Origin of the sequence: Kibdelosporangium persicum (genome assembly GCF_013280595.1) — a bacterium.
In the GTDB taxonomy this organism is placed as follows: domain Bacteria; phylum Actinomycetota; class Actinomycetes; order Mycobacteriales; family Pseudonocardiaceae; genus Kibdelosporangium; species Kibdelosporangium persicum.
This window is the reverse complement of sequence record NZ_JAAATY010000018.1, coordinates 103,396-116,234: the sequence shown is the minus strand read 5'-3', so window position 1 is coordinate 116,234 and position 12,839 is coordinate 103,396. Positions and strand designations below refer to the sequence as shown.

10 protein-coding genes and 1 riboswitch are annotated in these 12,839 nt (G+C 68.5%); of the genes, 5 read left to right on the top strand and 5 right to left on the bottom strand.

The genetic code is table 11. The features are described 5' to 3' along the window. Positions 1-71: 71 nt before the first annotated feature. Positions 72-752, bottom strand: a complete 681-nt coding sequence (locus GC106_RS28545) for a group II truncated hemoglobin (protein WP_173136985.1) — start codon at positions 750-752, stop codon at positions 72-74. A 53-nt stretch (positions 753-805) separates the two neighbouring features. On the opposite strand from GC106_RS28545, the gene GC106_RS28540 reads away from it, so the two are divergent. Both GC106_RS28540 and GC106_RS28535 read left to right on the top strand, forming a co-directional pair. Further along, a complete protein-coding gene (locus GC106_RS28540; RefSeq protein ID WP_173136983.1) occupies positions 806-1,141 on the top strand; it encodes a winged helix-turn-helix transcriptional regulator in 336 nt (111 codons plus the stop codon). Between the two features lie 177 nt (positions 1,142-1,318). Further along, positions 1,319-3,103, top strand: a complete 1,785-nt coding sequence (locus GC106_RS28535) for a Calx-beta domain-containing protein (protein WP_173136981.1) — start codon at positions 1,319-1,321, stop codon at positions 3,101-3,103. Positions 3,104-3,154: 51 nt separating this feature from the next. Here GC106_RS28535 and GC106_RS28530 read toward each other — a convergent pair whose 3' ends face one another. Then, positions 3,155-3,652, bottom strand: coding sequence for a MarR family winged helix-turn-helix transcriptional regulator (locus tag GC106_RS28530; RefSeq protein ID WP_173136979.1), 498 nt, complete (start codon positions 3,650-3,652; stop codon positions 3,155-3,157). An 82-nt stretch (positions 3,653-3,734) separates the two neighbouring features. On the opposite strand from GC106_RS28530, the gene GC106_RS28525 reads away from it, so the two are divergent. Further along, on the top strand, positions 3,735-4,658 hold the full coding sequence (locus tag GC106_RS28525) for an EamA family transporter (RefSeq protein WP_173136977.1): 924 nt from the start codon (positions 3,735-3,737) through the stop codon (positions 4,656-4,658). A gap of 24 nt (positions 4,659-4,682) precedes the next feature. Here GC106_RS28525 and GC106_RS28520 read toward each other — a convergent pair whose 3' ends face one another. Then, the gene (locus GC106_RS28520) at positions 4,683-5,966 is read right to left on the bottom strand and encodes an ankyrin repeat domain-containing protein (protein WP_173136975.1); all 1,284 of its coding nucleotides are present in this window, start codon (positions 5,964-5,966) and stop codon (positions 4,683-4,685) included. A 186-nt stretch (positions 5,967-6,152) separates the two neighbouring features. Next, the gene (locus tag GC106_RS28515; protein WP_217281066.1) at positions 6,153-6,584 is read right to left on the bottom strand and encodes a hypothetical protein; all 432 of its coding nucleotides are present in this window, start codon (positions 6,582-6,584) and stop codon (positions 6,153-6,155) included. A 61-nt stretch (positions 6,585-6,645) separates the two neighbouring features. Beyond that, a riboswitch (S-adenosyl-L-homocysteine riboswitch) is annotated at positions 6,646-6,727 on the top strand. 14 nt (positions 6,728-6,741) lie between these two features. On the opposite strand from GC106_RS28515, the gene metH reads away from it, so the two are divergent. Next, positions 6,742-10,344 carry a methionine synthase gene (gene metH / locus GC106_RS28510; protein WP_173136973.1) on the top strand — a complete coding sequence of 1,201 codons (3,603 nt, stop codon included), beginning with the start codon at positions 6,742-6,744 and terminating at the stop codon, positions 10,342-10,344. 5 nt (positions 10,345-10,349) lie between these two features. On the opposite strand, the gene GC106_RS28505 is transcribed toward metH, so the two are convergent. Next, positions 10,350-11,357, bottom strand: coding sequence for a DUF2891 domain-containing protein (locus GC106_RS28505; protein WP_173136964.1), 1,008 nt, complete (start codon positions 11,355-11,357; stop codon positions 10,350-10,352). 56 nt (positions 11,358-11,413) lie between these two features. On the opposite strand from GC106_RS28505, the gene GC106_RS28500 reads away from it, so the two are divergent. Then, a complete protein-coding gene (locus tag GC106_RS28500; protein WP_173136962.1) occupies positions 11,414-12,802 on the top strand; it encodes a class II 3-deoxy-7-phosphoheptulonate synthase in 1,389 nt (462 codons plus the stop codon). Positions 12,803-12,839 lie beyond the last annotated feature (37 nt).

Here is a 12,839-nt window from a genome sequence, read left to right as displayed (position 1 = left end):
GCACGGAAAGGCACGATGATCGGCGTGGAGCAGGCCATGACGGTCGCGCGGTCGATCGGGTTCGACGTTCGCTAGAACCAGGGCCGGACCTCACCCCAGCTCCACGTCGGCATGGGCTCGGCGACCTCGGCCTCGACGCCGGGCCGGGAGAACATCAACGCCATCCGGGTGCCCCATTCCAGGTAGCCCACGAAAGCCGACCGGAACTCCGCGTCCGACGGCAGATCGGCCTCGTCCGCGGTGTCGATCAGCAAATTCACCCATTGCCTGCGGTGCTTTTCGGTGAGTGCCCGGCCGAGGTGCCGGGAGATCATGTGCCGGTGGCCGCCGTGCCGTTCGGAATAGACCTTGGAGCCGCCGAACACCTCGCCGAGCCACAAGGCCACGTGCTTCGGGTGATCCGGGTGCATCCCGGCGAAAACCGGTGCCAGCACGGGGTCTTCGGCGACTTTCGCGTAGAACGCGGTGAACAGCCTCTCGAACGCCTCGGCGCCGCCCGCCCATTCGTACAACGTGGGTGCGAGATCGATCGGCTCTTCCCGGTGGCTGGCCGACTCGTATCCGGCGAGTTCCGGGATCTCCTGCGGTGTCGTCCAGGTGATCCGTAATGTGTAGCGGTTCTCGTTACGCGACAAGTCGTAGGTACGGCAATGCGGCGAGGCGGACAGTGCCTGCGCGGCCTTGCGGCAGGCCTCCTCGAAAGCCGCGGTCTGGCCGGCCGGGACGCGGTAGTGGACGTACTCGATGATCACGGGTGCAGTCGACCACTTTGGCAACGGCCGCTCAAGTACGTACTTTCTGGTGCGTGAGAAGGTACTCGTGCCCGGTCGAGTTCGCGGTCGACACCCTCGGCGGGAAGTGGGCCGTGGTGATCCTGGCGCAGCTGAAGGAAGGTTCGTCGCGGTACGGCGAGCTGCGCCGGTTGATCCCGGGCATCACCGAGAAGATGCTCACCCAACGGCTGCGCGAACTCGAAGCGGCGGGGCTGGTGGAACGCACCGTCGAGTCCGGCCTGCCGCTCGCCGTGTCGTACTCCCTGGCCGACGATTCGCTCCGGCCGGTTCTGCAGGCGCTGTACGACTGGGGCGGCGCCCGTGCGGCCCAGGTCGGAGCCGAGATCGAACCTCCGGCACGCCGGTAGACCGGCACCGCGGTCGCCCAGGACGGCCAATTGGACCGCTGACAGCGCCGTTACGGTCCGGACCTCCGCCCGAAAGGGCACACCTTCCGCGCCGTAGCGCAGACGTCACCCGCATGTGTTGTCCCAGGCCAACCTCCACGCAAGGCTCACAGGGCTGCGCGCATCGAAGGAGGTGCTATGCCCAAAAGAACGCTGGCGCTGACCGTGGCGTCAGCCGCGCTGTTCGCCGGTTTCGCCGTACCGGCGGCGTCCGCGCCCGCGCCGGTGGATCCGGCGTCGGTGGACTTCACCCTGGGGCCCGGCGGCAGTGCCACCCTGACCAAGAAGGTCACCACCCCGGTCGTTCCGCCGAACCCCGACATCGTGCTGCTCGGCGACACCACCGGAAGCATGATCGACGTCATGGAGAACGTCCGGGCGAACGCCGACGCGATCACCGACCGGATCCTGGACATCCAGCCGTCCGCCCGGTTCGCGGTCGCCGAGTACAAACACAACGTCGACGGGCCACTGGCGTTCACGGTGAACCAGGCGTTGACCGGCAGCCAGGAACAGGTCCGCGCCGCCACCCAGAAGTGGATCGACAACGCGGGCGGCGGCGGGATCCCGACGACCGACTTCATCAACGCGCACTACCGGATCGCCACCGACGCGATCGCCTTCCGTCAGGGCGGCAGCAGGATCGTCGCCTGGTTCGGGGACGCACGGTCGGCGAACCCGAGCCTCGGGCGCACGCTGCAGCAGGCGATCGGTGCCCTGCAGGCCAGGGGAATCCGGGTGGTCGCGGTGCCGATCGCCGGGACCGACGGCGGCGGGCTGGACAACCTGGGTCAGGCCACGGCCATCACGTCGCAGACCGGCGGCAGGCTGATGCCGGGCAGTTCCCCGGCGGCGGTCGCCCAGGCCGTCCTGGACGGTGTCACGAACCTCGACGCCACGGTGACGCACCGCCTGGTCGACTGTGCCTCGCAGCTGACCACGACGCTCACCCCGGCGAGCCAGACTGTCCAGAGTGGACGGGCAGTCGAATTCGCCGAGACGATCGCGGTCAAGCCCGGAACGGCGCCGGGCACGTACCGCTGCAAGGTCGACTTCCTGATCAACGGTGCCTCGCAGGGCCTCGCACAGACCATCACGGTCCGCGTGCCGGGTGTGCAGGCCGCCGCGACCAGCGAAACGGAGGGGGAGACCGCGACCATCGCCCTGAGTCTGGACGCGCCGAGCCGTAGTCCGATCACCGTGCAGTACCGGACTTCCGACGGCACGGCGACCGCGCCGGCGGATTACGCCGCCGTCAACGGCGAGGTGACGTTCGCGCCAGGGGAAACCCGTAAACAGATCACGGTCCGGATCGTCGAGGACGACTACGGCGAGTACGACGAGACGTTCACGGTGACGCTGTCGATGGGCGGCAGCGTGGTCGACACCGCCACCATCACCATCAAGGACGATGACGGTGGCATCATCACCGTGCATTCGTGCACGGCGAACGCCGTGAACCTGCTCAGCAAGAAGATCGCTGTCGCCAACCCGGCCAAGACGTCGTGCAAGAACGACACCAAAGCCGTGGCCTCGGCGAACCTCAACGCCGGTCTGTTGTCCGTGCAGGTCGGTGCGGTGTCGGCGAAGACCAGCCAGGCCACCTCCCAGGCCTCGGTGGGCACGGTGAAGATCACCGCGCTCGGCCAGGACGTCGAGATCGGGCTGATCGAGTCGCAGGCGGCCGCGAACTGCGGCAAGGGCAAGCCGGCCGGTGGGTCGAAGGTCGGCTCGCTGCGGATCGACGGCGTGGCGATCCCGGTCGGTTCCAAGCCGGTCACCGTCCCGTTGGTGGTCGGCTCGCTGAAGTTGAACAGCACCGTCAAGACCGCGACCTCGGTGACGCAGCGCGCGGTAGCGCTCGACACCCTCGCCGGTGACTTGGTGATCGCCGAGTCGCAGGCGGCGTGCAAGGTGAAGTGATCACGGTGGGCGGGCCGCCCGGATCCCGCGGGACGCGGCGGCCCGTCCACCTCACTCCTGGGTGTCGCCCAGGGATTCCAGCAGTTCCCGCAGCGTCCTGGCCAGCGTGTCCCGCTGTTTGCCGGTGAGCGCGCCCAGCACGCGGTTCTCCGTCTCCAGGTGTCGCGGCAGCACCCGGTCGATCAGGTCCCGGCCTTCCTCGGTCAGCGAGACCTTGACGCTGCGGCCGTCCGCCTCGTTGCGGGTCCGCCGCACCAGTCCGCGCGCTTCCAGCCGGTCCAGCCGCTGGGTGACCGCCCCCGACGTGACCATGGACGCCTTCATCAGGTCGTTCGGCGTCAGCTGGTGCGGCGGATCGGACCGCCGCAGGGTCGCCAGGACATCGAACGAGGCCCGGTCCAGGTCGTGTTCGGCGAACGTCCTGGCCAGCTCGGTGTTCACCAGCTGGGTGAGCCGGGACAGCCGCCCGATCACCCCCATCGGCGAGACGTCCAGGTCGGGACGCCTTCTGCGCCACTGATCGAGCACCATGTCGACGTGGTCGGCCATGCGGCGAATGATAGCCGAACTGTCTTAGTGGTGAGCTAATTCACCCTACCGAGATAGCTTAGCGCTGAGATACATTGTCTTAGTGCTAAGCAATCGGATCGCTCTCGTGCTGGTGACCGCGCTGGCGCCCATGATCTGGGGGACCACCTACTTCGTCACCACGGAAATGCTGCCGCCGGACCGGCCGTTGTTCGCGGCGCTGGCCCGCACCCTGCCCGCCGGGCTGTTGCTGCTCGCCGTCACCCGCCGCCTGCCCCAGGGCGACTGGTGGTGGCGTGCCCTGATCCTCGGCACCCTCAACATCGGTGCCTTCATGCCGCTGCTTTTCCTTGCCGCGTACCGGCTTCCGGGCGGTGTGGCGGCCACGGTCGGCGCGATCCAGCCGTTGATCGTGGTGGGCCTGTCGGCCCTGGTCCTCAACGACCGGCTCACGCTGCGCAAAGCGCTGGCGGGAGTGGCCGGCGTCTTCGGCGTCGCCCTGCTTGTCCTGCGTGCCAACGCACAACTGGACGCGGTCGGTGTTTTCGCCGCGCTCGCCGGAGCTTTTGTGATGGGCAGTGGCGTGGTGCTGAGCAAGCGGTGGGTGGCGCCCGCGCCGGTGCTGGCGACCACCGGGTGGCAGCTCGTCGCCGGTGGCGTGCTGCTGCTTCCCGTGACGCTGCTCTTCGAAGGGGTGCCCGCACAGGTCACCGGCGTGAACCTGCTGGGATTCGGGTATCTGTCGATCATCGGCGCCGCGGTGACGTACGTCCTGTGGTTCCGCGGCATCCGGTCGTTGACCGCCGTGAACGTCACCTTCCTCAGCCTGCTCAGCCCGGTGGTCGCCACCCTCGTCGGCTGGCTGGCCCTCGGCCAGGAACTCACCACGGCCCAGGTGATCGGCGCGGTGATCGTGCTGCTGTCGCTGATCGCGGCCCAGACCCAAGGAGCGACCCACGCGGATGACAGTGTTCGGAGCGGGCGGGAACGCCGGGCGCCGAGTGGTGAACGAAGCCTTGTCCCGTGACCATCACCGTCGCCTGCTGACGGTTCAGCCCATCAGCCGGTGCAGACCGGTGCTCGTGGCCGCGAGCATGCCGCAGTGGTCGGCGAACGCGAGGTCGTTCACCGCGCCGAAGGTGGTCTCGCGGCCACGCGGCCTGCCGGTGTAAGCGTCCAACCAGGACACTCCGGACGCGGTGCCGACAGCCAGGGTCCGGCCGTCACCGGTGAAACACAGAGTGCCGGTCCGGGACTGCATCTCGTGCGTCCACGCGGCTTCGCCGTTCGTGGTCCGAGTCGCCACGACACCGGTCGGATGCACCCACATCGCGATGAGCTCCCCGTCCGGGGAGAACCGCAGCGTTCCGGACACTTCGGAACTCCACGGCTGCGGGTCACGCCGGTCGTAGCGGTGCCGGAGATGGCCGTCCCTGGCGATGTCCAGAACGGTCAGCCACCAGCTGCCCCGCATGGAATTGCCGACCGCGAGCCGTTGGCCGTCGGGGGAGAACTCGGGCGTGACCCGGGTGTCGCCGAGCCCTTCCCAGTCGGTGTGGTCGAGATCCTGGTCGCCGGCGAGCGTGCGGCCGGTCGAGGTCTCGACGATCCGCAGCTTCTGGTCGCCGCCGATGGCGAGCCGTTCGCCGTCCGGCGCCATGGCGAGGCTGCCGGTCGGGACGTCCGGCAGTTCGTGCGTCAGCCGGACCGCCGCCCATTGCCTGAGCTGCACGGACTTCTCACCGGCGAACGCCACCAACGGACCGGTGAACGAGCCGACCGGCCCTCGAAGGTCGGTACGGGACCCGACCCGCAGGATCTCCAACGGCTTGATCCGCGGCTCAAGCTCCCACCTGACGAGCACGGTGCCGCGGTACATCGTGGTCAACGCCTCCGCCCGATGCGGCCGGATCGCCACCGTCTGCTGCGGGCCGTGCTCCACCTCGTCGAGCCCCAACCGGGCCGACCGCCCGTGGTAGCGAAGCCTCCGCGCCATCCGTTCCCGCAGGTCGGACGGGCCTGGAGGTAACAGGTCCTGCGGCAGGTCCCCGAACTCGTCCCGGCACCCCGGATCGGCACCTCGTTCGAGCAGCATGTCCGCCACATCCGTCCACCCGAACGCGACCGCCCGGTGCAGCGGGGAGGAATCGCCGCTGGTCCTGACCGGAGCACCCGCCGAGATGAGCAGCCGCGCGATGTCCGGATCCTTCGCCACCTCCAACGGCGTGTTGCCGTCGTCGTCCGTGACCGACAACGCCGCCCCACCCGCGAGCAGCGCGCGGACCGCGTCCGCATCACCGCTCGCGACGGCGCTGTGCAGGTCCACGGCTGTCACGTTAGGTCCCTGGTCGATCAACCGTCCAGCAAAGCCCGCAACGGCCGGGTCTGACGATGCTCACGCCAGGCAGACCCGGCAGATTCTGGCCGTCGGATAAACGTGTTCAAGCTCATCCCGCCCGCTGCGGCTCTTCACGGGGCCGATCTCGTCATGTCCTCTTCCGGGGTGCCGAGGCTGACCTCGTCACCGCGCAGCAGGATGTCCGTTCCGCCGTCGACCAGGGACCAGTGCGTCGATCCCAAGATGCGAGAGCAGCGAGGTGTACGCGATCCGTAGCGGTTGGACACCGAGCCGTGGGAACGCGTACACGGTGGACGGCAGACCTTCCAGTTCCAGCCACGAAGCCAGCACTCTTTCCGGGAAGTATCCGCCCCGCACGCCCCCAGTTGACGGAGTGATCGCCGCGACCCCCGGCGCCGGCCAGGAATCCGTGTCCAGCCCCGATAGATTGGTGAAGGACAGATTGGCGAGGTGAACCTCCTTGCCGTTCGCGCGCAACGCCAGTGCCAACGGGATTCCGGCGTAGACGTCGAAGCCTCCGCCCGCACCCGCGACGAGAACCCGTTGAGCGTTCCGCAGGCGTGTGAACAGCGGCGGTTCGGATAATGAGAACACCGCACGAGGCTAGCTGGAGGATGTGTGCAAGGCGTGCGCTTTCCCGGTAACCTACGAAGCCTAGGCCGAGAGGCGCTGCAACGGACCGGGGAGGTCCGCCACGCTCGGCCTGGCACGAAGGTCAACAAGGGCGCCTCCCAGATGGTGGGAGGCGATCATGGATAAGTCCCTGCAGGAGCTTCTCGGCGAGCGTGTCGTCGTGCTCGACGGCGCCTGGGGCACGATGCTGCAGAACGCGGGGCTCACCCCCGCCGACTATCAGGCCGACTTCATCGCGGCGGACCACCCCAAGGACGTCACGGGCGATCCGGACCTGCTCAACCTCACGCGCCCCGACCTGATCCTCGACGTGCACCGCCAGTACCTGGCCGCGGGCGCGGACATCACCACCACCAACACGTTCACCGCGACCAGCATCGGCCAGGCCGACTACGCGCTGCAGCCGCTGGTGCACGACATGAACGTGCGGGCCGCCCAGCTCGCGCGCCAGGCCGCGGACGAGGCGGGCGGCAAGTTCGTCGCCGGGTCGATCGGACCGTTGAACGTCACCCTGTCGCTGTCGCCGAAGGTCGAGGACCCGGCGTACCGCGCGGTCACGTTCGGCGACGTCTACGCCTCCTACGCCGAGCAGATCAAGGCCCTTGCCGAGGGCGGGGTGGACCTGCTGCTGATCGAGACGATCTTCGACACGCTGAACGCCAAGGCGGCCGTGGCCGCGGCCAAGGACGTCGCGCCCCACCTGCCGTTGTGGATCTCGGTGACCATTGTCGACCTGTCCGGCCGGACGTTGTCGGGCCAGACCGTCGAGGCGTTCTTCAGCTCCATCGAACACGCGAACCCGCTGGTCGTGGGCGTCAACTGTTCGCTGGGCGCCGTCCAGATGCGCCCGCACGTCGCCGACTTGGCCAGGCTCGCGGGCACGTACACCGCGAGTCACCCGAACGCGGGTCTTCCGAACGCTTTCGGCGGATACGACGAGACACCCGACGAAACCGCCGCGCTGCTCAAGGACTTCGTCGAGCAGGGCATGGTCAACATCGTCGGCGGCTGCTGCGGCACCACGCCCGCGCACATCAAGCAGATCGCGCGGGCCGTCGAAGGCCTCAAGCCGCGCCAGGTGCCCAGCCGGAAGACCAGTACCCGGTTCAGCGGGCTCGAGCCGTTCGAGATCGGCCAGGACACCGGTTTCGTGATGATCGGCGAGCGCACCAACGTCACCGGGTCGGCGAAGTTCCGCCGCCTGATCGAGGCCGACGACTACCAGGCCGCCGTGGACGTCGCGCTCGACCAGGTGCGCGGCGGCGCCAACCTGCTCGACGTCAACATGGACGCCGACCTGCTCGACAGCGAGCGGGCGATGACCACGTTCCTGAACCTGATCGCGACCGAGCCCGAGGTCGCCCGTATCCCGGTGATGATCGACAGCTCCCGGTGGAGCGTGCTGGAAGCCGGCCTGAAGTGCGTGCAGGGCAAGGGCGTGGTCAACTCGATCAGCCTCAAGGAAGGCGAGGAGCAGTTCCTCGAGTACGCCCGCAAGATCCGCGGGTACGGCGCGGGCGTCGTGGTGATGGCGTTCGACGAGCAGGGCCAGGCGGACACGACCGAGCGCAAGGTCGAGATCTGCGCCCGCGCGTACGACCTGCTGACCCAGAAGGCCGGTTTTCCCGCCGAGGACATCATCTTCGACCCGAACGTGCTCGCGGTCGCGACCGGTATCGCGGAGCACAACGGGTACGCGAAGGCGTTCATCGACGCGTTGCCGCTGATCAAGCAGCGCTGCCCCGGCGTGCGGATCAGTGGTGGTATCTCGAACCTGTCGTTCTCCTTCCGTGGCAACAACGTCGTGCGTGAGGCGATGCACTCGGCGTTCCTGTTCCATGCCGTGAAGGCCGGGCTGGACATGGGCATCGTGAACGCCGGTCAGCTCGCGGTGTACCAGGACATCCCCGCGGACCTGCTGGAACTGGTCGAGGACGTGCTGTTCGACCGCCGCGAGGACGCCACCGACCGGCTGGTGTCGTTCGCGGAGACGGTGAACGGCAAGGGAACCAGGCGCACGGTCGACCTGGCGTGGCGGGAGGCGCCGGTCCAGCGGCGCCTGGAACACGCGCTGGTGCACGGGATCGTGGACTTCATCGAACAGGACACCGAGGAGGCGCGGCAGTCCGCGGCCCGCCCGCTCGACGTCATCGAAGGTCCGCTGATGGACGGCATGAAGATCGTCGGCGACCTGTTCGGGTCCGGCAAGATGTTCCTGCCGCAGGTGGTCAAGAGCGCGCGGGTGATGAAGCGGTCGGTGGCGTACCTCGAGCCGTTCATGGAGGCCGAGAAGGAGAAGCTGCGCGCCGAAGGCAAGATCGACACCCGCAGCGGCAACGGGAAGGTCGTGCTGGCCACGGTCAAGGGCGACGTGCACGACATCGGCAAGAACATCGTCGGCGTGGTGCTGGGCTGCAACAACTACGAGGTGATCGACCTCGGCGTGATGGTGCCCGCCGCGACCATTCTGGACACCGCGATCGCGGAGGGCGCGGACGCGATCGGCCTTTCCGGGCTGATCACCCCGTCGCTGGACGAAATGGTCGGCGTGGCAAAGGAAATGCAGCGCCGCGGGATGAAGCTGCCGCTGCTCATCGGTGGCGCGACAACGTCCCGTCAGCACACCGCGGTCCGTATCGCGCCCGCCTACGACGGTTCGACGGTTCACGTGCTCGACGCGTCCCGTGTGGTCGGTGTCGTCTCGGACCTGCTCGACGAGGACAAAGCGGCGGCGTTGGACGAGGCCAACCGGATCGAGCAGAACCGGTTGCGTGAGCAGCACGAGGCCAAGGAACGCCGTCCACTGTTGACGGTCGAGCAGGCGCGGGCGAACCGCGAGCAGGTCTCGTTCGACGACCTGCCGACGCCGGACTTCACCGGCGTGCGGATCGTCGAGCCGGAGCCGGCCACGCTGCGCGAGATGATCGACTGGCAGTTCTTCTTCCTGGCGTGGGAGTTGAAGGGCAAGTACCCGGCGATCCTCGACCAGCCGGTGGCCCGGGAACTGTTCGACGACGGCAACGCCCTGCTGGACAAGATCATCGCCGACGGGTCGTTCCAGGCACAGGGCGCGTACGGGTTCTGGCCCGCGCACGCCGAAGGCGACGACATCGTCCTCGACGGACAGTTGCGGCTGCCGATGCTGCGCCAGCAGACCGAGAAGCCCACCGGCCGGCCGAACCGGTGCCTGGCCGACTACATCGCGCCGGAAGGCGACCACCTCGGCGGGTTCGCCGTCGCGATCCACGGTGCGGAGGAACTGGCCGCGTACTACGAGGAGCGCAACGACGACTACCGCTCGATCATGGTCAAGGCGCTGGCCGACCGCCTGGCCGAGGCGTTCGCGGAGTACATCCACCTCGAAGCGCGGCGTGCCTGGTTCGAGCCGGACGCCGATCCCAAGCTGGAGGACCTGCACGCGGAGCGCTTCCGCGGCATCCGCCCGGCGCTGGGCTACCCGGCCAGCCCGGACCACAGCCAGAAGAAGCAGCTGTTCGACCTGCTGGACGCGGAGAAGATCGGGATGGCGCTGACCGAGTCGTACGCGATGACGCCCGCGGCCGCGGTGAGCGGCCTGATCTTCGCCAACCCGGCCTCCCGGTACTTCACCGTCGGCAGGCTCGGCCGCGACCAGATCGAGGACTACGCCCGTCGCCAGGACGTGGACATCGAGGTGGTGGAGCGCTGGCTGCGGCCGAACCTCGGCTACGAGACCGCCTGACCTAGCTAGGACAGCGCCCCGATTTCGAGGTACGCGGCGAACGTGCCGAGCCAGTGCTCGGCGTTGTAGCCGTACCCGAAGACGTAGTCCCAGCCGGCCGTGGAGTGGGCCTCGGCGGCCTCGCGCGCCAGAGCCGTGTACCGGTGCGAGTCCGGCAACGTCTCGGCGATGGCGCGCCAGGCCCATGCCCGCGACAGCAGCAGCCCGGACAGATGCGAGCCGTACGGGTCGCTCGGGTTGTCCACGGGGACGGGTTCACGCAGGACCTGCCAGCGCTCCGCGGTGAGGTCCGGCAGGAACGCGTCGAACCACTGGGCGAACTCGGGGCCGTCCAGCACCCGGCGCATCAGGTCGGCCTCGGCCAGGGCGGGGGAGAGGAAGTCGGCCGCGTCCGGCTCGAAACCGCCGTATCCGGCGTCGTCGAAGTACCAGCGCAGTGCCGCGGACGTGCACGCCTCGGCGAGTTCTTCGTCACCTTTCGCCCGGGCGGCGTCCAGCACGAGTCCGGTGGCGAACGCGGTGTTCGCGTGGGTGCCGACGCGGACGGGCAACCGTGCCGCCTGGATCCACTTGAGCCAGTTCACCCGGAGAACCTCTGTCAGCGGGGTGACAGACCACGGGGTGCCCGCCAGTTCGGCGTCCAGCATGAACAACCATGCCCAGCCGTACGGACGCTCCCAGGCGGTGCCGGTCGTGAAGTAGGCCGCCTCGGTCGCGCACCCCTCCGGAGTGATCAACGAGGTGAGCACGGAGCCGGCCGCGGACGCCTCGGGTAAGCCGGGGTAGAGCCGCAGCAGGCGGACCGCCAGCCACGTCTGGTGCACACACGAGTGCCAGTCGAACGAACCGGCGAACACCGGGTGCAGCCGCCGGTGCGGCACGAGGTCGTCCGGGCCGGAGATCACCCTGGTCCAGTGCACCGGATAGTCGCGCTGGATGTTGGCGATGGCGGTCTGCAGCAACCGGTTCGCGGTCTCGCCTGCCAACCGGTTCGTGCCGGGAAGTGAGGACATGGGCCCCAATCCTGCCTGACGACAAAAGTCGGTCGCCGACCTCTTAGGCTAGGGGCGTGAACTGGACCGTGGACGTGCCTGTGGACACGCTTCCCGAACTGCCCCCGCTGCCGCCGCACCTGCGCAAGGCGCTCGACGAGGCCCTGGCCAAGCCGGCCGCGCAGCAGCCCGAGTGGCCGAGCCAGGATGACGTGCGCAAGGTGCGCACGGTGCTCGAGTCCGTGCCGCCGATCACCGTTCCCGCCGAGATCGACCGGCTGCACGAGCGGTTGGCCCAGGTGGCCAACGGTGAGGCGTTCCTGCTGCAGGGCGGTGACTGCGCGGAGACCTTCGCGGACAACACCGAGCCCCACATCCGCGGCAACATCCGCACGTTGCTGCAGATGGCAGTGGTGCTCACGTACGGCGCGAGCCTGCCGGTGGTGAAGGTCGGCCGGATCGCCGGCCAGTACGCCAAGCCACGCTCCAACGCCACGGACGCGCTCGGCCTGCCGGTTTACCGCGGCGACATCGTCAACTCGCTGGTCGCCACGCCGGAGGCGCGTGTGCCGGACCCGTCGCGCATGATCCGCGCGTACGCCAACGCGGGCGCGGCGATGAACCTGCTGCGTGCCCTGACCGGCGCGGGCATGGCAGGCCTGACCATGGTGCACGACTGGAACAAGGACTTCGTCCGCACTTCCCCGGCCGGTGAGCGTTACGAGGCACTGGCCGGCGAGATCGACCGCGGCCTGCGGTTCATGCAGGCCTGTGGCGTGCGCGACCATTCGCTGGAACACACCGAGATCTTCGCCAGCCACGAGGCGCTGCTGCTGGACTACGAGCGCGCCCTGCTGCGGATGGACACCTCCAGCGAGGAGCCCAAGCTCTACGACCTGTCCTCGCACTTCCTGTGGATCGGCGAGCGGACCCGGCAGATGGACGGCGCGCACCTGGCGTTCGCCGAGCTGGTGTCCAACCCGATCGGCCTGAAGATCGGCCCGTCCACCACGCCCGAGCTGGCGGTGGAGTACGTCGAGCGGCTCGACCCGCACAACAAGCCCGGCCGCCTGACGCTGATCAGCCGGATGGGCAACCACAAGGTCCGCGACGTGCTGCCGGGCATCGTGGAGAAGGTCGAGGCGTCCGGGCACAAGGTCATCTGGCAGTGCGACCCGATGCACGGCAACACCCACGAGTCCTCGACGGGCTACAAGACCCGGCACTTCGACCGGATCGTCGACGAGGTCCAGGGCTTCTTCGAGGTGCACCGCAGGCTCGGCACGCACCCCGGCGGCATCCACGTCGAACTGACCGGCGAGGACGTCACCGAATGCCTGGGCGGCGCCCAGGAGATCTCCGACACGGACCTCTCCGGCCGCTACGAGACCGCCTGCGACCCGCGCCTGAACACCCAGCAGTCCCTGGAACTGGCCTTCCTGGTCGCGGAGATGCTCAGGTCGTAAAAACCCCTCGTGAGTGGTTATCGGTGTTCTAACCCTG